Source organism: Nonomuraea lactucae, from assembly GCF_003313395.1.
Lineage (GTDB): Bacteria > Actinomycetota > Actinomycetes > Streptosporangiales > Streptosporangiaceae > Nonomuraea > Nonomuraea lactucae.
Genome location: NZ_QNFZ01001036.1, coordinates 1 through 21087, shown reverse-complemented (window position 1 = coordinate 21087; position 21087 = coordinate 1). Strand labels below are relative to the sequence as shown.

The following is a 21087-nucleotide window of genomic DNA, read 5'->3' as shown; positions in this document are numbered from 1 at the left end:
GCCCGGATCGTGGTCGGCGGCCCCGGCTGGGCGGCCGGGCTCCCGCCCGGGGTCGCCCGCGCGGCCTCGCTGGAGGAGGCCGTGGCCGTGATCGCGGCGGCGCTGGACTGATCTCCCCGCTCTTGGTTGTCCGCCACCGCCCGGCCGAGCTTGAATAAGTTTTGAATAGGTTATCTACGGGAGGGGTCGCCGATGGAACCGCTCGCCGAGTGGTACCGGACCCACGCGCCGCTGGTCCGCTCGTACCTGCGCCGCTACGTCCCGGCGGGGGACGTCGAGGACGTGACCCAGGTGGTCTTCTACGAGTGCTGGCGGTCCAGGCACCGATACGACCCGGCCAGGAGCGTTGAGGCCTGGCTGCTGGGCATCGCCCGCAAGCGCGCCGTGGACCACCTGCGGGCCCGCCGCCCGGCGACGGTCCCGCTGGAGGCCGCCGGAGACGTGACAGGCGACGACGGCCGGGCCGACAGCGAGGGCCTGGCCCAGCGCGACCTGGTCCGCAGGGCGCTGTCGGAACTGCCCGACGTCCAGCGCCAGGCCATCGAACTCGCCTACTACGGCGACCTCAGCCAGCGGGAGATCTCCGAACGGCTGCGCGTGCCGCTGGGCACCGTCAAGGCCAGGACCGCCCGCGGCCTGCACCGCCTGTCCGCCCTGCTGGGCACGGCATGACCCGCCCCAGGGTGGCGGTCTCGAGCTGCCTGCTCGGCGAGCCGGTACGGTTCAACGCCGGGCACAGCCGCGACCGCTTCCTGACCGGCCCGCTCGACCCGCACGTCGACTGGGTGCCCATCTGCCCGGAGATGGAGGCGGGCCTGGGCACGCCGCGCGAGACCCTCCGGCTGGAGCGGTCGCCGAAGGGCCCGCGCCTGGTGGCCCGGTCCACCCGCGCCGACCTCACCGACCGCATGAGCGCCCTGGCCGCGGCCCGCGCCGCCACGCTCGACGTGGACGGCTACGTCTTCAAGGCCAGGAGCCCCACCTGCGGCGTCCACGGCATCCCGCTCTACCCCGCGGGTGGCGGCCCGCCCGTCGACCGGCGCAACCGGGGCCTGTTCGCCGCCGCGGTGATCGGGGCGCACCCGCTGCTGCCCGTGGAGGACGAGGGGCGGCTGAACGACGCCGTCCTCAGGGAGGCGTTCGTGGAGCGGATCTTCGCCCATGCCCGGCTGCGCGAACTCCTGGCTGGCGACTGGCGCCCGCGTGATCTGGTCGCGTTCCACACCGGCCACAAGATGCAGCTCCTCGCCCACGACCCCGCAGGCCACCGGGAGGCGGGCGCCCTGGTGGCCCAGGCCGGGGCACGGCCGCGCGCCGAGCTGGCCGCCCGCTACGCCCAGGCGTTCCACGCGGCCCTCGCCAGGAGGGCCACCGCCGGGCGGCACGTCAACGTGCTGCACCACTGCGTGGGGATGCTCCCCCTCGACCCCGCCCGGCGCGACGACCTGCTGGGGGTCATCGACTCCTACCGCGCGGGCCTGGTCCCGCTGAGCGTGCCCACGGCCCTGCTGCGCCACGACGCGGGGGACCAGGCTTCCAGGGGCCGGGCCGCCGCCTACGTGCGCGGCCAGACGTACCTCTCGCCGTACCCGGAGGAGCTGCGGCTGCGCCACCACGTTCCCACGTGACCCCAGGACCGAGCCCCGTCGCGCGACGGGCGGGAACCCGAGCCCCCGCCCGTTCGTCACCACCGGTGACGGCCACATCCGATCGAAAGGTCGCCCATGCGCAGCGCGCTCTTCGGAAACCTGGACACCCAGCAGGTGCCCGCCAACTTCGCCCTGCAGAACTCCAAGATGCTCGTCATCCAGCTCCCTCCCGAGGTGCTCGCCCGCCAGGGCTCGATGGTCGCCTTCCAGGGCCGGATGGACTTCAGCTACGAGGGCGCCGGCGGGGTCGGGAAGCTGTTCAAGAAGATGGTGACGGGCGAGGGCGCGCCGCTCATGCGCGTCACGGGGGAAGGCAGGCTGTTCCTCGCCGACAACGCCGACGACATCCACCTGTTCTACCTGGAGGACGAGGCCATCACCGTCAACGGCCGCAACCTGCTGGCCCTCGACGCCCAGCTCACCTGGGACATCCAGCGCGTGCAGGGCGCCGGCGTCGCCGCGGGCGGCCTGTTCAACATGACGATCAAGGGCACCGGCTGGGTCGCGGTCACCGCGCACGGCACCCCCGTGCTCCTCGACACCGCGCAATCGCCGACGTTCGCCGACGGCCAGTCGGCCGTGTGCTGGAGCGCCGGGCTGCAGGTGGGCGTCAACCGCACGCTGAAGGCGGGCGCGCTGATCGGCCGGGGCAGCGGCGAGGCCATGCAGCTGGCCTTCCAGGGCCAGGGATTCGTGCTGGTGCAGGCGAGCGAGGGCCCTCCGGTCGTCCAGGCCAAGTAGGGCCGCCGGTCTAGCCGAGCATGCGGAGGCAGAGCCGTACCATCGCCTCCACGACCTCGGCGGCCGACCTGCCCGGCGGCGGGTCGAGGACCGCGCCGTGCACCTGGGCCTCCACGGCCTGCACCAGCAGCAGGGCCGTCACGACCCGGTCGGGGCCGCCGACGCCGAGGCGGCTCAGCTGGCGCTCGACCTCGGCGGCCATGTCGGCCTGCATGCTCCGGAGCTGGACGGCCGTGGCCGCCGGACGCGGCACCTGGTCGTACAGCAGCCGGTGCGTCCGGGGCTCCGACAGGTGCAGGTCCGCCAGCGCGCCCACCAGCCTGCGCACGCTCTCCTCCAGCGGCGGATCGTCGGCGCTCACCTCGGCGAAGACCGCCTTGAGCGAACCGACCAGGTGGCGCACGTGCCGCTCCCCCAGCGCGTACAGCAGCGCGTCCTTGTTGGGGAAGTACTGGTACAGCGATCCGATGGAGACCCCGGCCCGCTCGGCGATCTTGTTCGTGGTGGCTCCGGCGTAGCCGAGGCGTTCGAAAAGCTGAGCAGCCGCCTCGAGGATGGCGTCGTAGGTCTCCTGAGAGCGCTGCTGGCGGGGGGTCTTCCTGGGGATGGAGATGGGGCCGTCCAATGCGAGTTGCCAGATACTGAGAATTACTCACATTCTAGCGACATGTTCACCTTCCCCGTGGATCCCCAGGCGATCTTCGACGAGCGCACCGCGCAGTTCCTCGCCTGGGGCATCCCGAAAGCGACGATCGCCCAGGCCAGGACAGAGATCCGCGACATGTGGGGCACGGCCGGGGACGGCTGGACGCCCACCTGGGCGCGCCATGCGGAGCAGGCCAGAAGCGAGGGCAGGCTGCTGCGGGCCGCCCTGTGCTGGGGAGCCGCCCGCTTCCCCAGCCTGGCCACCCCGGAGCGCAGGCTCGCGAACCAGCGGCAGCTCGACTGCTATCTCGCGGCCGCCGCCCGCTTCACCACCCGCTTCACCCGGGAGGTGCTGCGCGTCGACGGCGTCCCCGTGCCCGCGCACCTGTTCCAGCGCCGCCGCGGGCGCCCGCGTGGCGTCATGGTGCTGTCGGGCGGGGTGGACACCTGGAAGATGGAACTGCACAGGCTCGCCGTCTCGACCGCGCTCACCACCGGTCTGCTGGTCGCCGCCATCGACATGCCGGGAACGGGCGAATCCGTCCAGCCCCTCGGCCCCGACTCCGACCGGGTGCTGTCCGGAGTGGTGGACCTGCTGCGCAAGCGCCACGGCCTGCCCGTCGCGTTCCTGGGTCTGAGCTTCGGCGGCCACTGGGCCGCCAAGCTCGCCATGCTCGGACAGGTCGACGCGGCCGTCTGCCTGGGCGGCCCGACCGGCGCCGCCGACGAGCGCGTGGACGTGCTGAACCTCCCGTACGGCATGGCCGGGATCATCGGCAACGCCCTCGGCCTGGACTCCTTGCCCGGCCCCGGCCTCGTGACCGAACTGCTCGACAAGTTCTCGCTGCGCGGCCAGGGCCTGCTGGAGGCGGAGGGCAGGGCCCCGCTGCTCGCCGTCAACGGCGCGAACGACCAGTACATCCCACTCGGCGACACCACCCGGCTGGCCGGCCACCCCGGCACCACGGTCTGGATCGTCCGCGACGCCACACACTGCGCACCCGAGCACTTCAAGCCGATGATCGTCGCGATCTGGGGCTGGCTCCTCGGCCACCTGGGCGGCCCCCTGCCCGCGCGAGCGCTGCGACTCCCGCTCCGCCCGCTCCTGACCAGGTGATCGACCGACCTCACGACGGCCGGCGGTTCAGCCGGCCGAACGAGGCCGGGCCGCCTGCGACGACCTGCAGGTATACGTCGAATATACGAGAATTACGTTGGATATACCAAGAAAATACGTCGCTCCCCGACAGTTTGAGCGGAGCCGATCTGGCCCCGGAATCTGGTCGGTCGTCCGCGAGGACACAAGCTTAGGGAGACGACGATGGGGCGCTGGTTGGTCTACTCCGCCCTCGTGGTTACGTTAACGGCAGCCGGTGTCCCTCCAGCCGCCGCTGGGCACAGTCGCGTGGCGGCCGTTTCCGCCATGGCCGGCGACCACGCATCGCATCACGCGCCGCGGACTCACTGGACGGTGTTCCGCAAGGAATACGGCGGCACGGCCTACTACGACAGGGTGACCATCAACAGCGATGACTCGACATACGGTACGCTGCGCGCCGGTCACAACGGCGAGGGGGCCACGGCCCGCTCCATGATGCAGTTCGACATCAGCCGGGTCGCCAACACCAAGGTCAGCAAGGCCACGCTGCGGCTGTGGCACGCCTGGTCCGCCAAGGACTGCGGCAACGGCAACTATTCGGCCGGCGCCGTCAACCTGTACCAGGTCAGCCCCTTCAATTCGGGGCATACCTGGAACAATCAGCCGGGCTGGGGCAGCCTGCTCGGCAACGACGGCAAGGTGGTCCGCCGGACCGGCGGCGGCTACCAGGGCAGGTGTCCGGCCGGTCACCAGGAGTTCGACGTCACCGGCGTGGTGAGCGGCATGGCCAACTCCGGCGGCACCACCGCGTACTTCGGCCTGCGGGCCGCGAACGAAGCCGACATCTGGAGTTGGAAGCGGTACAAGATTGTCAGTAGTGCGGGCGACACCCAGAACCCGCACCTGGCGATCGAGTACAACTCCTACCCGAACACGCCCGACCAGCGGGCCACCGCAAGCACCGGAGCCTGCGTGACCGGTGCGGAACGGCCGTGGCTGGGCGTCGGAGCGCCCACGGTCGCCGCGCGGGCCAGTGACGCCGACAACGAGTCGGCCCTGACCCTTTCGGTCGAGTGGGCGCAGATCCAGGCCGACGGCACGTACGGCAGCGTGCTGGGCACCCAGAGCTCGTCGATCCCGTCCGGCACCAGCCATACCTTCACGCTGCCCACCCTGGCCAACGGCAACTACGCCTGGCGGGCCAGGACCTACGATGGCGCCCTCTACAGCAAGAGCTACAGCGGCTGGTGCGAGTTCTCCGTCGACACCGGCTCGCCGAACGCCGTCCCCGTAGTGTCCTCGCCCCTCTACAAGGACGACCTGGTCAACTACTACGGCGGCGCTGGGACGACGGCCGACTTCACCTTCACCGCCAATGGTGTCACCGACGTCGCCGGCTACGAGTACGGCTGGTCCGACCCGCCCACCACCTATGTGGCCGCCCCCAGCCTGGGTGCCGACCTGACCAAGGCGCTGACCCCGCCGCCACCCGATGCCGACAACCCGACCAGGGCCGGCCAGCTCACGCTCTTCGTGCGCAGCCTCGACCGGGCGAGGAACAAGAGCGCGATCAGGAAGTACACGTTCCTGATCGGCTCGGCCGCGGCCCCGGTGGGTAGCTGGAGGCTGAACGAGCAGTCCGGAACCACGCTGGCCGACTCCTCCGGCAACGGACGCGCGGCCACCCCGTCGAACGGCGCGGTGCTCGGCAGACCGGGCAGGCTGGTCGGCGACACCGTGGTGGGTTTCGACGGCACCGACGACTACGCGGGGACCAGCGCGCCGGTGCTCGACACCAGCACCAGCTTCACGGTCTCCTCCTGGGTACGGATGACCAGCACCGCCGGCGCCTACCAGACGGTTCTGAGCCAGGTCGGTACCCGTACCGCCGCGTTCTACCTGCAAAAGTGGCAGAACACCTGGACCTTCAGCCTGCACCCGAGCGACGTGGACGCTCCGGCGGCCTTCCGCGCCCAGTCCACCGTCGCCCCCGTCGCCAATGTCTGGACCCACCTGACCGGCGTGTACGACAAGCAGAACCACCAGGCAAAGCTCTACATCAACGGGGTGCCGGCCGCCACTGGCTCCGGCTCCCAGTTGTTCAAGGCCACCGGCCCACTCTGGATGGGCCAGGGAATGTACGGGGCCGCGCAGACGGACCGCTTCGCGGGTGAACTGGCCGACGTCCGGGTCTGGAACCGGGTGCTGGCAGCCAATGAGATCGCCGGCATGGCCGCCACCCAGGTCGGCTGGTGGACCCTGGACGGCCACGCCTACGACGACTCCGGATACGGCAGGGACGGCACACCGGCCGGCGGTGTCACCTGGGTCGCCGACCGCAAGGGCACCCCGAGCGCGGCCGGCTCCTTCGACGGCTCCGGTGACATCCACACGGCCGGCTCGGCGTTGCACACCGACCAGTCCTACACGGTCGCGGCGTGGGTGCGGATCACCGACCTGTCGCTGTACGAGCGCACGGTCGTCGCCCAGGAGGGCAACCAGGTGTCCGCCTTCTACCTGGGACTGCGCCAGGACAACAACACGCCGCAGTGGTCGATCCAGATGCGTCCCTCCGACGAGACGGTCTGCTGCCCGTCCGCGGCGGTCGCCGGCCCGGTCAAGCAGGGTGTCTGGCAACACCTGGCGGGGGTCTACGACGCGGGAGCCGGCAAGCTCCGCCTCTACGTCGACGGCGTCAAGGTCAAGGAGGTCACGGCGCCGACCCCGTGGAAGGCGACCGGTCCCATCGCGATCGGCTTCGGCAAGTGGGCGACGGGAGGCGACCGGTGGCACGGCGGTCTTGACGACGTGCGTGTCTACGCCGGTGTGCTGCCTGATTCAGAGATCTTGACGCTCTCGCGCGCCTGACAACACGTCAACCGGCCGGGGAGCGTGGTTCCCCGGCCGCCGTTCTCATGCCCGGAGGATTAGGTGTCCGTACGACGCTGGATTTCCGCTGTGCTCGGCCCGGCGCTGGTGGTGACCCTGATGAGCGCGATCCCCAGCCAGGCCCAGACCGCGCCCAAACGCTTACAAGCGCAGCTCGACCGGGCGGTGCCCGGTACCCAGGCGAAGCTGATCAATGTCGTGGAGCCCAGGACCGGCAAGCCGTTCCAGGGCAAGCCGCCGGTCTGGCCCACCGGCGAGGTGGAACTGGAACCCGGCGGCTCGTCCGGAGCCATCGCCATCAAATCCGGAAATATCGGGAAAGTTAAGATCAACCTCCTCGGTCACTCGGCCGAGGCGCACGGCCTGCTGCTGAAGGCCTCCAGCCCAGAAGGGCTCGGCAAGGCCAAGGTGAGCATCGACTACTCCGGCTTCAAGGACGCCTACGGCGCCGACTGGGCCTCCCGGCTGCGCCTGGTGAACCTGACGACGTCACGCCCGCTGGCCACGGAGAACGACCTGGACGCGCAGACCGTCGCCGCCGACGTCGAACTGCCGGCCACGCTCGCCGTACAGGCCGCGCCTTCCGGGTCATCGGGCGACTACAGCGCCACGTCGCTGCAGCCGTCGGCCACCTGGACCGGGGGCGGCTCGTCCGGCGACTTCGCCTGGAACTACCCGCTCCGTATGCCCCCCTCGGTGGGCGGGGAGTCGCCCAAGCTCGCGCTCGCCTACTCCTCCCAGTCGGTGGACGGCCGCATGGTCTCCTCCAACAACCAGCCATCCTGGGCCGGTGAGGGTTTCGAGCTGGCCACCGGCTTCATCGAGCGCAAGTACAAGGGCTGCGCCGAGGACAGGGCCGGCGGCAACAACTCCACCGACACCGGCGACCAGTGCTGGGCCACCGACAACGCCACGCTGTCGCTCAACGGCCGCGGCGGTGACCTGGTCTACCAGGCCGGCAAGGGCTGGCGGATGCGCTCGGACGACGGCTCCAAGGTCGAGCGCAGGACCGGCGGCGCGAACGGCGACGACGACGGCGAGCACTGGGTGGTCACCACCCCGGACGGCACGCAGTACTGGTTCGGCCGCAACCGGCTGCCCGGCTGGGTATCCGGCAAGGCGGAGACAGGCAGCGTGCTGACCTCGCCGGTGTACGGCAATCACAGCGGCGAGCCCTGCCACGCCACCGCCTTCGCCGACTCCTCCTGCACCCAGGCCTACCGCTGGCAGCTGGACTACGTGGTGGACCCGAGCGGCAACACGTCGTCGTACTGGTACGCCAAGGAAATCAACAAGTACGGCCGCAACGGCAGCAGCACCGATCTGGCGACCTACGACCGAGCCGGCCATCTGACCCGCATCGACTACGGCACCCGGTCGGACACCGCCTACGGCACGGTCCCCGCGCAGGTGGTCTTCGACGCGGCCGACCGCTGCCTGGCCAACTGCTCCACCAAGAATGCCACCACCTGGCCGGACACACCTTTTGACCAGGAATGTACGGCGTCGCCGTGCTACGTCTCCGCGCCGACGTTCTGGACCGCCAAGAGGCTCAGCAAGATCACCACTCGGGTCTGGGACGCCGCGTCGAACCAGCACAAGAACGTGGAGTCCTGGACCTTCACCCACTCCTTCCCCAGCCCCGGCGACGGCACCCGCGCCGGCCTGTGGCTGGACAAGATCTCCCATTCCGGCCACGTCGGCACCACGGCCGGCGTGCCCGACGTCACCTTCCAGGGCGTCCAGATGGCCAACCGGGTGGACGCCACCGACCACTCGCCGGCCATGAACTGGTGGCGCATCTCGCACATCAACACCGAGACCGGCGGCAAGATCGCCATCTCCTACTCGCCGCAGGACTGCGTCGCCGGCACCCGAGTGCCCACCGCGCCGGAGGCCAACCTCTTGCGCTGCTACCCGGTCAAGTGGACCCCGCCGGGCTACAAGGATCCGATCACCGACTACTTCCACAAGTACGTCGTCACCCAGGTCACCGAGAGCGACCTGACCGGCGGCGCACCCCGGGCGATCACGACCTACGCTTACCTCGGCGACCCCGCCTGGCACTACACCGACGACGACGGCCTGGTCAAAGCCGAGAACAAGACCTGGTCGGTGTGGCGCGGCTACGGCACCGTCCGCACCGTCAAGGGTGACCCCGGCGAGCAGGTGACCACCGAGACCACCTACTTCCGCGGCATGCACGGCGACAAACTGCCGAGCGGCACCCGCAGCATCACGTTGCCCGCCGCCGGCGGCGCACCCGCGGTGGCCGACGAGGACACCTTCGCCGGCCTGACCAGGCACACGGTCACCCTGAACGACACCGACGAGGTGCGGGCGGAATCGACCGAACCCTGGCAGTCCTCCCCGTCGGCGACCAGGACGCTCAACGGCGTCACGGTCAACGCCCGCTTCACCGGCACGGCCGCCGTCCACACGCGGACCGCCCTGGACGGCGGCCGGCCGCCCAGGATCACGGTCACCCGCAACACCATGGACGACCACGGCATGGTCATCCAGAGCGAGGAGTCCGGCGACACCGCCAAGAGCGGTGACGAGAGGTGCACGAAGACCACCTACGAACCCCGCAACACGACCGGCGGCCTGCTCACCTACCCGCACCGGGTGGAGAGTTACGCCGTCGCCTGCAACGCCACCCCGGCCACCGAGGACGACGTCATCGGCGACGAGCGCACCTCTTATGACGGCCAGCCGTACGGCACCGCCCCCGGCCGCGGCAGGGCCACGCAGGTGGAGTCCCTGAAGACCTGGACTCCGACCGCCAGGACGTATGTGACGACCAGCCGGTCGGAGTACGACGCCTACGGCCGGATCACCGCCACCTGGGACGTCAAGGGCAACAAGTCCAGCACCGCCTACACCCCGGGCTCGGGCACCCATGCCACCACGGTCACGATGACCAACCCACTCGGCTGGGTGACGACCAACAGCGTGGAACCCGCCTCGGGCGCCACCACCAAGATCGTGGACGCGAACGGCCGGGTGACCGAGCTCGCTCATGACGGCTTGGCCAGGCTCACCTCGGTCTGGCTGCCGGGGCGGGACCGGACGTCCAGCGCCTCGATGACGTTCTCCTACCTGATCCGCAACAACGCGCCGACGGTGGTGACCAACTCGCGGCTGAACGCGGCCGGGCAGTACGTCACCTACCACACCCTGTACGACGGGATGCTGCGCGTCCGGCAGATCCAGTCCCCCGAGGCGGGAACGGCCGGCGGGCGGATCGTCAGCGACACCTTCTACGACAGCACCGGGCGCGGCTGGAAGACCTACGACGCCTACGTGGCCGACGGGGCTCCGAGCACGACACTGTTCAAGCCCACCGGGGAGAACGTGATCCCGACGCAGACCAGGAAGCTGTTCGACGGCGCAGGCCGCCAGACAGCCGAGATCACCCTGTCCATGGGCGTGGAGAAGTGGCGGACCACGACGGCCCACAGCGGAGACCGGGTCGACGTGACGCCCGCCGCGGGAGGAACCGCCACCTCGACGGTGACCGACGTACGCGGCAAGACCGTGGCCATGCGACAGCACACCGGGACCGGCTCGTACGACACGACGGCCTACGCCTACACACCCACGGGTGAGCTGAAGTCGATCGTCGACCCGGCCGGCAACCGCTGGGAATATGACTACGACCTACGCGGCCGCCAGACCCGGATCCTCGACCCCGACAAGGGCGAGACCGTCAACACCTACAACGACGCCGGCGAGCTCACCTCGGTGAAGGGCGCGACCGGCCGGACCCTGACCTTCACCTACGACCCGATCGGCCGCAAGACCGCCACCTACGAGGGCACCACCAAGCGCGCCGAGTGGATCTACGACGCGGTGGTCAAGGGGCAGCTGGCCAAGTCGATCCGCCACGACGGCGGAAACGCCTACAGCAAGGAGATCCTCGGCTACTCCGCCGACTACAAACCCACCCAGGTCACCTACTCCATCCCGACCGCGGAAACCGGGCTGGCGGGGACCTACACCTACAACTACGGTTACACGGCCAACAGCCTGCAGTCCTCCACCCGCCTGCCCGACGTGGACGGCACCGGCGGGCTCGGCGGCGAGACGCTCACCACTGCCTATACCAGCCTGGACAAGCCGTCCACCCTGTCCACCTCCCTCGGCGCGACCACCTACGTGGACACGACCTCCTACACGCGCTTCGGCGAGCTGGCCGTGGTCGGCCGCCGCAACGCGGGCGGGCGGATCCTGGACACCGGGCTGACCTATGCCGAGGGCACCCGCCGGGTGACCCGCATGCTGACCACCCGCGAGCTGTCGCCCGCCACGGTGTCGGACGTCGGGTTCACCTACGACGACGCCGGCAACATCACCAAGCTGGCCGACGGCGCGGATGCGCAGTGCTTCGCCTACGACTACCTGCGCCGGGTGACCAGCGCCTGGACACCGCAGAACGGCGACTGCTCGTCCACTGTGGTTGCCGGTCCCGCCCCCTACCAGCTCGACTGGACCTACGACAAGGTGGGCAATCGGACCCGGCAGGTGGCCGGCGACGTGACCACCACCTACACCTACTCCTCCGCCCACCGGCTCAGCGGCTGGAGCGCGTCGGACGGCGGCCGGGGCGACTACACCTACGACGCGGAGGGCAACACCCTGACGCGTCCGGGACAGACGCTGACCTGGGACGTCGAGGGAGAGCTGGCCACCGTCTCGGGCGGCACGTCGTTGCTGTACGACGCCGACGGCAACCGGCTCATCCGCCGCGACTCCACCGGCAAGACGCTCTACCTGCCCGACCAGGAGCTGCGCTACAACAGCGGCACGGGCGCCAGGTCGAGCACCCGGTACTACAGCCACGCGGGACACCCGGTGGCGATGCGCACCGAGGCCGGCCTCACCTGGCTGGTGGGCGACCACCAGGGCACCGCGCTGATCTCGGTCCACCCTGACACCCAGCAGGTGGCCAGGAGGAGGCAGACGCCGTACGGCACCGCCCGGGCCGGCAGCGGCACCTGGCCGGCGGCGATGGACAAGGGCTTCGTCGGCGGGACCAGCGATCCGACTGGGCTGGTGCACCTCGGAGCCAGGCTCTACGACCCGGCCATCGGCCGGTTCCTGAGCGTGGACCCGATCATCGACCCGATGGATCCGCAGCAACTCCACGCGTACGGTTACGCCAACGGCAGCCCGGTCACCATGTCCGACCCCGACGGCCAGATCCTCGGCTGGCTGAAGAAGGTGGCCAGCCCGGTCATGCCCATGGTCGCGGCGGCGAAAGCCGTCGCCCAGGTCACGATGGGCCCGGCTGTCCAGGCAGCCACGGCCGCCGTCAACTGGGTCAAGAACCCGGACAATTGGAGCACGATCGCGACGGTGGCGGGCGTGGTCGCAGTCTGCACACCTCCGCCGATCAACCTGATCGCCGGAGGCGTCGCCCTGGTCGCGACGGCAGCCGACACCTACAAGAACTGCAAGGACGGCATCTCCATGAAGTGCGCGACCAGCGCTGTCGGCCTGATACCCGGCGGAAGGGTGCTGGGGGCCGCCGCCAAGGTGGCCAAGGCGCGAACCGCCCTCAACAGGGCAGAGGACGCGATAGGCGGACTGCGGAAGCAGGTGGAGGTGGTCAACGACGGGTTCGCGGCAGCCGCCAGGAACGGCAGGATGTCACAGGACATCCAGCAGCTCGCCTTCCAGCACGCCAGGCGCGATCTGGAATACGGCTACAAGGCCATCAACGATGCCAAGCACTTCCTGCACAAGGCCCACAAGATCGAAGAGCGATGGGAGCGAATCGAGCAGGCCTACGTCGGCTACAAGGTGTTCTCGAAGACCTACGGCTGGAGCTCGGAGAACCGGGACAACATCCGGCGCGGCCTGGGCCGCTGGGGCGGCCGGCTCCTTGAATAGGTGAGACTCGAACAGGTGAGACTCGCGAGAGCGGACACCCCGGCCCGGGGTGTCCGCTCTCCGTCCCCGATACCCAGGACCACCGGCCCGAGACAGACTGAGCCAGCCATTGACAGGACGGGCACGCTGCCATGATCCTTCAGCTGACTGGTCCGACTGGGCGGAGTCCGGGTGGAATTCAACGTTCTAGGGCCATTGCGCATCTCACGCGACGGCCAGGCGATCCCTGTCGGGGCCGCGTACAAACCTCGGCTCACCCTTGCCGCCCTCCTTTCCAGAGCCGGTCAGCCGGTCTCAGTCGACTGGCTGATCGCCGCCGTCTGGGGCGATGGCCCGCCCGCGTCTGCCCGGCGCAACCTTCACCTCTACATCCACCAGCTGCGACGGACGCTGGGGGCGCACGTCCTTCCTGGGCGGCCCGGCGGGTACGCGATCATCACCGAGAATCTCGACTCGGCGCGTTTCCGCAGTCTCGCGGCACAGGGGACGGCGGCGCTGAACAGTGGGGAGCTCGACATGGCGAGCGAGCTGCTGCGCGCGGCCCTGGATCTGTGGCAGGGACCGGCGTTCGCGGAGTTCCGCGACTCCGAGCCGGTGAGTGAAGAGGCGCGCCGGTTGGAGGAACTGCGGCTGGCAACGTGTGAGCGGTGGGCGGAGGTCGAGCTCCGGCTGGGGCGAAACGCCGAGCCGTTGGCCGAACTGGCCGAGCTCTCCCGGGCACATCCGTATCGGGAGGGCGTGCGCGGTCACCTCATGCTTGCCCTTTACAGGTCCGGCCGGCAGGCTGAGGCCCTGGAGAGCTTCCGCGAGATCCGCGCCCTGCTGAGCTCGGAGCTTGGCATCGAACCCGGACCCGACCTGCGGCGGCTGCATGAGGCGATGCTACGCGGCGACGATCAACTCCTTCCCACTCCGGACCGGCCGCCTCTCGTGCCCGCCAGGACGGGAGAGTGTCCGTACCGGGGCCTGATGGCGTTCCAGCCGGAGGACGACGACTGGTTCTTCGGCCGTTCCGAGCTCAGGGACCGGCTCGTAGGACTGGTCGACCGGCTTCCGCTGGTGGGCGTGTTCGGGGCCTCAGGCAGCGGCAAGTCGTCGCTCCTGCGCGCCGGGCTGCTCGGGACGATCTCCAGGGAGCACCGTACGGCGTGGCGCCCCATCCTCATGACACCCGGCGAACACCCGCTCGACACGCTGTCCGGTCAGGTGGCGAAGCTGTCCGGCACCGATGCGGAACCTCTCCACGAGGCGCTTTCCGACGACCCGACCGCCCTGGATCTGGCGATCCGGACAGCGCTGGCCACCGGCCCGGCGGAGACCCGGGCACTGCTGGTGGTCGACCAGTTCGAGGAGATCTTCACGCTGTGCGCCGACAACGGCGAACGGCGCCGGTTCGTCGAGGCCCTTCTCGACTCCGCGATCGGCGTGAACCGCCGCACCGTGGTCGTCCTCGGTGTGCGGGCCGACTTCCTCGCCCACCTGATGCAGCATCCCGACCTGGTGGAGGCCCTCAGGGGCGATGCCCAGCTACTCGTCGGCCCGGCGTCCTCCGCTGACCTGGGGGAGATCGTGGTCCGTCCCGCCACCCGGGCCGGGCTGGACGTGGAACCCGACCTGCTGGCCACCATCCTGGTGGACGCCGCGGCGGAGCCGGGCAACCTGCCCTTGGTCTCGCACGCGCTCCTGGAGACCTGGCGCAACCGCGATGGTCCGGTTCTCACAGTGGCGGCCTACCACGCCACCGGTGGCGTACGCGGGGCGATCGCGCAGAGCGCCGAACGCGTCTACGACGAGTTGAGCCGGGAGGAGCAGCAGGCGGCACGCAGGATCTTCCTGAGGCTGTCCACGCTCGGAGAGGGTACGGAGGACACCCGCCGGCCCATCTCACAGGCGGAACTCATCGGCGTCGCCGATCCCCGGATCACCGCAGGCGTGCTGGACCGCCTCGCCGGTGCACGCCTGATCGTCCTCGCCCAGGAGACGGTCGACGTGGCGCACGAGGCGCTGATCCGGGCCTGGCCCCGGCTGCACCGGTGGCTCACCGATGACCGCGAGAACCTGTTCGTCCACCGTCGGCTCACCGATGCGGCACAGACGTGGGACGAGCTGGGGCGGGACTCCGGCGCACTGTACCGAGGCGTCCAGCTGCTCGCCGCCCGGACCTGGGCGGAGGATCACCCGCAGGAGCTCAACCAGCTCGAAAGCACCTTCATGCGAGCCAGCCGCGCGCTGGAGGAGAGCGAACACGACGCGACCAGGCGGCGCACCCGCCTGCTCAAACGACTCGTCACGGGTATCGCCACGCTCCTCGTGCTCACCCTGCTGGGCGGCGGCGTGGCCGTATGGCAGGGCCGGGAGGCCCGTCACCAGCAGCTGCTCGCTCTCTCCCGGCAGCTGTCGCTGAAAGCCCGTTTCCTCCTCGACACCGATCCCGATCTGGCCGGCCTCCTGGCGGTCGCGGCGTACCGCCTCAATCCGGATGCCGAGACCCGGGGTGGCGTCCTGAGCGCGTCGGCCGCGGCACGGCGGCGCATCGAGCTCAACCGAGACGGTCCGGCGATCTTCGCGGTGGCGTTCAGCCCGGACGGTTCCCAGGTGGCCTCCGCGGGCACAGACGGGACGGTCGGCATCTGGGACCGGCGCCGCCGTACTCCTTTCGCGACTCTCTCTGAGCACACCCGATTCGCCGGGGAAAAGGACATCTACGCGAGGACGGTAGCCTTCAGCCGGGATGGGAACCTGCTCGCCTCCACCGCGAGAGCACCGTCCCTGAGTGCGAGCAACGGCTCACTCGTGGTGTGGGATGTGCGCAGCCGCAGACTGGTCTTCCAGCGCGCCGTCGAGCGGCTCACCAGCGCCATGGCGTTCAGTTCCGGCGGCACGAAGATCGCCGTCGGCGTCGGAGACGGACGGATCGAGCTGTGGGACCTGCCCAGCGGGACCCGGCGCACTCTGGGACGGCGCGGGACGGAGGTCGGCTCCCTCGCGTTCAGTCCCGACGAGGCGCTCCTCGTGTCTTCCACGGGCGGACCGGAGAGACCGATCGTCTGGGATGTCCTGACAGGTCGGAAAGTCGTTGAGATTCCGGCCGAGCGCGTCCACCAGGTCGTCTTCGACCGCGTGGCGGGAACCCTCGTCACAGCGTCGGCCAGGCTCGGGGTCCGCTTCTGGAAACTCGATCGGCACCGGGCGAAGCGCCTGTACGAGCTACCGAAACAGTCGCCGTACGCCTGGGACGTCTCCGCTCCCGTGAACAACCGGATCGCCGTGGCCGACGAGAACGGCCTTGTCACCATCTGGGATCTCACGCGGCGGAAGCCCGTCGAGACGTACCAGGACAGGAGTCGCGTCGAAACGCTGTCCGTCGCACTGAGCGGCGACGGGGCGATGCTGGCCTCGGGCGGATTCGGGCGGATGATCGTGATCCGGGAGGACGCCGTCCCGCCTTTCAGCGGGCACAGCCAAGCCGTCAACGACATCGAGATCAGCCCGGACGGCCGGGTCGTCGCCTCGGCAGGCAGCGACGAGACGGTGCGTCTGTGGGACCCGCGGGGAAACCCGCTTGCCTCGCTCCCCGGTCATCCCGAGCAGGTCCGTGCCGTCGCCTTCAGCCCGGACGGCCACCGGCTCGCCGCCGTCACCCGCGATCACACCGTCACCATCTGGGACGTCGGCTCAAGGCGGAAGCTGACAGCGATGTCCTATGACGGGCTGGGCGTGTCCACAGGCGTGGCCTTCGACCGCCAGGGCCGCTACCTCGCCACCACCGCGCTGGGTCGCTTCCGCTGGAACGTCACCGACATCAGGAACCCCAGACAAGAACAGTTCGCCAGTCCATTGATCGCCACGGCGCTGGCATTCAGCCCTCGCGAGCAGGTTCTCGCCACCGTCAGCTCCGCCGGTGACCTCCTTGTCTGGGACATGGTCCAGGACAGGCAGGCCTACAGCCTCAGGACCGGCCACGGGTCGGCGCTGGATGTCGCGTTCAGCCCGGATGGGAAAGTGATCGTCACCTCCGGAGCGGACCGGACGGTCAAGCTCTGGGACGCGCGCTCCGGAGCGGCCATCGCCACGCTGCCCGGCCACACCGGCCCGGTCCACGTGGTGGCCTTCAGCCGCGACGGCCGCACTCTCGCATCCGCGGGCGAGGACCGCACGATCATCGTCTGGAACCTCGCCTCCCGGCAGCTGACCGCAACCCTCACCGGCCACAGCGCCACGATCAAAGGCCTGGCCTTCACCTCCGACGGGCACCTGATCAGCGGCGGGGACGACAGCAGGATCATCCGCTGGTCACTCCAGCCCGATCCGACCGTCACCAAGCTGTGCGCGGACGTCGGCCGCGACCTCACCCGGCAGGAATGGGCTACCTACATTCCCTCACTCCCCTACCAACCGACCTGTCCCTGACGGGAAGTGATAGGAGAGGGCACCGCCTTGCTTCTGTGATCTTGTGGAGCTATGGGGATTCGAACCCCAGACCTCCTCCATGCCATGGAGGCGCGCTACCAACTGCGCCATAGCCCCTGGTCACCGCTTCGAGTGCTCTCGTAAACGGCGCTCGGGAAGCATATAGCCATCCGCACGATTCGCCTAATCGCACCGCACAGGCCCCGAGCTCGTATGGCCGGGGCCGTACGAGCGCGGTCAGACCTGGACGTCGGGCCGGTCGTCGCTGCTGATCGGCTCCGGCAGCGTGCCCGCGTTGTGCTCCAGGAGGCGCCAGCCCTTGCGGCCTTCCTGCAGCACGGACCACGAGCAGTTGCCCAGCCCGCCCAGGACGGGCCAGAGCTCCTCGGGCAGGCCGAGCAGCTCGCAGATGCCGAGCCGCAGCGCGGCGCCGTGGGAGGCGATGACGAGCAGGCCGTCGCCGTCGAGCCGGGCGGCCCACCGGCGCATGGCCGCGGCGACGCGCGCGGCAACGTCACCGACCGGCTCGCCGTCCGGCGCCTCCCAGGCCACGTACTCCTCGGGCCAGCGGGCGGCGATCTCGTCGCGGGTCAGGCCCTCCCACTGACCGCCGCCCCGCTCGCGGAAGGCCTTGTCGACGGCCACGTCCAGGCCGACCAGCCGGGCCAGCGCGAGCGCGGTGTCGTTGGCGCGCCGCAGGTCGGAGGAGACGATGAGCGTCGGGCGCAGGGATGCCAGCAGGGAGGCCGCCCTGGTGGCCTGCGCCAGGCCCGTCTCGTCCAACGGGATGTCGGAGTGCCCCTGGAAGCGGTGTTCGACGTTCCACAGCGTCTGCCCGTGCCGGAGGCAGACGATCCGCTTGCTCAAGTGCGGGCTCGCTGGATGTTCGCCTGCATGACGCTCTCGGGCAGGCCGATGGCCGGGCAGTCCTTCCACAGCCGCTCGAGCGCGTAGAAGGTGCGGTCCTCCTCGTGCTGGACGTGCACGACGATGTCGAGGTAGTCGAGGAGCACCCAGCGGCCCTCGCGCTCGCCTTCGCGGCGAACGGGCTTGGCGTCCGCCTCGGTGCGCAGCCGATCCTCGATCTCGTCGACGATGGCGCGGACCTGGCGGTCGTTCGTGGCGGAGCAGAGCAGGAACGCGTCGGTGATGACGAGCTGCTCGCTGACGTCGTAGGCGAGGATGTCATCGGCCAGCTTGTCCGCCGCGGCCTCGGCGGCGATCCTGACCAGCTGGACGGCTCTCTCAGATGCGGTCACGATGCGGGTCTGTCCTCCTGTGTCGGCAGTATGCCTCCCTTGAGCCTACCCTTCCCGGCCCCGACGCCTCACGTACAGGATCACGTACAGGATGTGGAGCGCCGGTGACAGCCGGGCGGCCGTCGCGGCCGCGTCCGATCATGCCTCCGGGTGGCGGTAGAGACCCCGCTTGTTGATGTACTGGACGATGCCGTCGGGCACCAGATACCAGATCGGCTCGCCCATGGCCACGCGCTGCCTGCACTCCGACGAGGAGATGGCCAGGGCCGGGATCTCCAGCAGGGTCACCTTGCCCTCGGGAAGGCCGGGGTCGTGCAGCGTGTGCCCCGGGCGGGTGCAGCCGACGAAGTGCGCCAGCTCGAACAGCAGGTCGGCGTTCTGCCAGGTGAGGATGGCGCCGAGGGCGTCGGCTCCGGTGATGAAGTACAGCTCCGCGTCGGGCCCGTAGATCTGCGAGATGTCGCGCAGGGTGTCGATGGTGAAGGTCGGTCCCGGCCGGTCGATGTCGACGCGGCTCACCGAGAAGCGCGGGTTCGACGCGGTCGCGATCACCGTCATCAGGTAGCGGTCCTCGGGGGCCGACACCTCGCGCTCCGTCTTCTGGTACGGCCTGCCGGTCGGTACGAACACGACCTCGTCGAGCTCGAAGTGGTGGGCCACCTCGCTCGCGGCCACCAGGTGACCGTGGTGGATGGGGTCGAAGGTGCCTCCCATAACACCCACACGTCTTTTCCCATGGACACCTGGGGCATTCATCATGAAACGGACCCTACGTGGATCCCCTCCCCCGACATGATGGCACCCCCCTCCACGATGGCCGCGCATCCCTCCCGATGCCGACGTAGCATGCCGGGCATGACGACCACCCCGGACCGCAACCGCGTCCAACTACCCGGCATCTCCTCCCGTGCCTACGAACACCCCGCAGACCGGTCCGCCCTGGTCGCTCTGCGAAAGTTGAGTGGGTTCGACACAGTCTTGAAGCAGATGTCCGGCCTCATCAGCGAGCGACGGCTGCGCCTGATGTACCTCGCGTCGGCCGTGCGCGTGAGCGAGACCCAGTTCCGCTCCCTGTACGACATGGGCCGCGACGCCGCCTACACCCTCGACCTCCACCGGATCCCCGAGATCTACGTCCAGCAGGACCCCCAGGTGCAGGCGAAGGCGATCGGCTTCGACGACCCCTTCATCGTCGTGACCACCGGCCTGCTCAACCTCATGAACGAGGAGGAGCAGCGCTTCGTCATCGGCCACGAGACCTCGCACATCCTGTCGGGGCACGCGGTCTACCGGACGATGCTCGACATCCTCACCCGCCTCGCCACCCGCGTCGCCTGGATCCCGCTGGGCTACATCGGCCTGCGCGCGATCGTCGCGGGCCTCGAGGAGTGGTACCGCAAGTCCGAGCTCTCCTCCGACCGCGGCGGCCTGCTCACCGGCCAGGATCCGGAGGCGGCCAAGCGTGCGCTGATGAAGCTCGCCGGCGGCGCCTACACCCACGAGATGAACATCGAGGCGTTCCTGGAGCAGTACCAGGAGTACGACACCGCAGGCGACCTCCGCGACGGCTTCCTCAAGGTCCTCAACCTGCTCGGCACCACCCACCCGTTCGCCGTGGTGCGCGTGGCCGAACTCGACAAGTGGCAGCGCAGCGGCGAGTACGAACGCATCCTCGGCGGCGACTACCCGCGCCGGGAGGACGACGCCAGCGCCAGGGTCACCGACGAGGTCAAGGCGGCGGCCGAGTCCTACCGCACGGCGTGGTCGCAATCGCAGGACCCGTTCATCGGCGTGCTGCGCGACGTGGCCGAGGGCGCGGTGAACGCGGGCGAGCGCATCTTCAACCGCTTCTCCCGGCGCGACGGCGGTCAGGGCTGACGGGCGGCGCCTCGGTGCGGGCCCGGCCTCAACCTCTGAACGGGCCGGCCTCGGAGTGTCCCGCCTCAGAGGAGTAGGGCGATCGCGCGTACGGCCGCCGCGCACAGGGCGACGAACCCGCCCAGCACGGCCAGCGCGCGCAGCCCCTCGCGGCGCAGCTCCGGCAGCCTGGCGCCGACCCGCTCGATCTCCCGGCCGGTGACGCCGCCGCACAGCATGCCGAACACCACAGCCGCCGCGGTGACCGGCGCCGGCTGCTGCCACCAGTCGGAGGCGATCTGACCGCCGCCGGTGATCCAGAGCGCTCCACCCGCCGCCACGGCGACGGGCACGCCCGGCCAGACCGCCGCGGTCACGGCCGACCCGGCGAGCGCGAACGGGAAGAGCACCACCCGCAGCACGCTCCGCCAGAGCGAGACGCGTTTCCTGACCATCCAGTGGCTCACCCAGAGAGACCTGGTCAGCACCACGAACACCGCCGTGATGCCGATGGACGCGATCGGCCACATCACGGAGGCCACCACGCACGGCACGGCCAGCACGGCGAGCAACAGCAGCGCCGCGCTGCCCGCGGGCAGCCCTGCGGCGCCCGGCTCGGGCTCGCCTCCGGTGCCGCGGG

The 21087-nt window shown here is 70.0% G+C and carries 12 protein-coding genes, 1 tRNA gene and 1 pseudogene; 8 read left to right on the top strand and 6 right to left on the bottom strand.

What is annotated here, in order from left to right:
- The first annotated feature begins 192 nt into the window (after positions 1–192).
- The 3 genes from DQW85_RS38935 to DQW85_RS38925 all read left to right on the top strand — a co-directional run bounded on the left by DQW85_RS38935 (position 193) and on the right by DQW85_RS38925 (position 2390).
- Complete coding sequence (locus DQW85_RS38935; RefSeq protein WP_113704747.1) at positions 193–672, top strand: RNA polymerase sigma factor; 480 nt, start codon at positions 193–195, stop codon at positions 670–672.
- Positions 669–1628 carry a YbgA family protein gene (locus DQW85_RS38930; protein WP_113704746.1) on the top strand — a complete coding sequence of 320 codons (960 nt, stop codon included), beginning with the start codon at positions 669–671 and terminating at the stop codon, positions 1626–1628. Before DQW85_RS38935 ends, DQW85_RS38930 begins: the two co-directional genes overlap by 4 nt.
- A 96-nt stretch (positions 1629–1724) precedes the next feature.
- The gene (locus tag DQW85_RS38925; protein ID WP_113704745.1) at positions 1725–2390 is read left to right on the top strand and encodes an AIM24 family protein; all 666 of its coding nucleotides are present in this window, start codon (positions 1725–1727) and stop codon (positions 2388–2390) included.
- A gap of 10 nt (positions 2391–2400) precedes the next feature.
- Here DQW85_RS38925 and DQW85_RS38920 read toward each other — a convergent pair whose 3' ends face one another.
- The gene (locus DQW85_RS38920; protein ID WP_205315735.1) at positions 2401–3015 is read right to left on the bottom strand and encodes a TetR/AcrR family transcriptional regulator; all 615 of its coding nucleotides are present in this window, start codon (positions 3013–3015) and stop codon (positions 2401–2403) included.
- A gap of 42 nt (positions 3016–3057) precedes the next feature.
- Here DQW85_RS38920 and DQW85_RS38915 point away from each other — a divergent pair, with 42 nt between their 5' ends.
- The 4 genes from DQW85_RS38915 (at position 3058) to DQW85_RS38900 (ending at position 17331) form a co-directional block, all read left to right on the top strand.
- Positions 3058–4152 (top strand): alpha/beta hydrolase, encoded by a 1095-nt coding sequence (locus DQW85_RS38915; protein WP_113704744.1) that lies wholly within the window; start codon positions 3058–3060, stop codon positions 4150–4152.
- 354 nt (positions 4153–4506) lie between these two features.
- Positions 4507–7002, top strand: a complete 2496-nt coding sequence (locus DQW85_RS38910) for a LamG-like jellyroll fold domain-containing protein (RefSeq protein ID WP_162795724.1) — start codon at positions 4507–4509, stop codon at positions 7000–7002.
- A gap of 63 nt (positions 7003–7065) precedes the next feature.
- The gene (locus DQW85_RS38905) at positions 7066–12921 is read left to right on the top strand and encodes an RHS repeat domain-containing protein (protein WP_162795723.1); all 5856 of its coding nucleotides are present in this window, start codon (positions 7066–7068) and stop codon (positions 12919–12921) included.
- A gap of 195 nt (positions 12922–13116) precedes the next feature.
- Positions 13117–17331, top strand: a complete 4215-nt coding sequence (locus DQW85_RS38900; protein ID WP_162795722.1) for an nSTAND1 domain-containing NTPase — start codon at positions 13117–13119, stop codon at positions 17329–17331.
- 44 nt (positions 17332–17375) lie between these two features.
- On the opposite strand, the gene DQW85_RS38895 is transcribed toward DQW85_RS38900, so the two are convergent.
- The 4 genes from DQW85_RS38895 to nadD form a co-directional block, all read right to left on the bottom strand.
- A tRNA-Ala gene (locus DQW85_RS38895) sits at positions 17376–17448 on the bottom strand.
- Between the two features lie 120 nt (positions 17449–17568).
- Complete coding sequence (locus tag DQW85_RS38890; protein WP_113704740.1) at positions 17569–18198, bottom strand: histidine phosphatase family protein; 630 nt, start codon at positions 18196–18198, stop codon at positions 17569–17571.
- Complete coding sequence (gene rsfS, locus DQW85_RS38885) at positions 18195–18590, bottom strand: ribosome silencing factor (RefSeq protein ID WP_113704739.1); 396 nt, start codon at positions 18588–18590, stop codon at positions 18195–18197. The genes DQW85_RS38890 and rsfS overlap by 4 nt, the downstream gene beginning before the upstream one ends.
- A 138-nt stretch (positions 18591–18728) precedes the next feature.
- Positions 18729–19349 carry a nicotinate-nucleotide adenylyltransferase gene (gene nadD / locus DQW85_RS38880; protein ID WP_113704738.1) on the bottom strand — a complete coding sequence of 207 codons (621 nt, stop codon included), beginning with the start codon at positions 19347–19349 and terminating at the stop codon, positions 18729–18731.
- 87 nt (positions 19350–19436) lie between these two features.
- Here nadD and DQW85_RS38875 point away from each other — a divergent pair, with 87 nt between their 5' ends.
- Positions 19437–20468 (top strand): M48 family metallopeptidase, encoded by a 1032-nt coding sequence (locus DQW85_RS38875; RefSeq protein ID WP_420819216.1) that lies wholly within the window; start codon positions 19437–19439, stop codon positions 20466–20468.
- A gap of 65 nt (positions 20469–20533) precedes the next feature.
- Here DQW85_RS38875 and DQW85_RS38870 read toward each other — a convergent pair.
- Positions 20534–21087 (bottom strand): annotated as a pseudogene (locus DQW85_RS38870) (serine/threonine protein kinase); the annotation flags it as partial.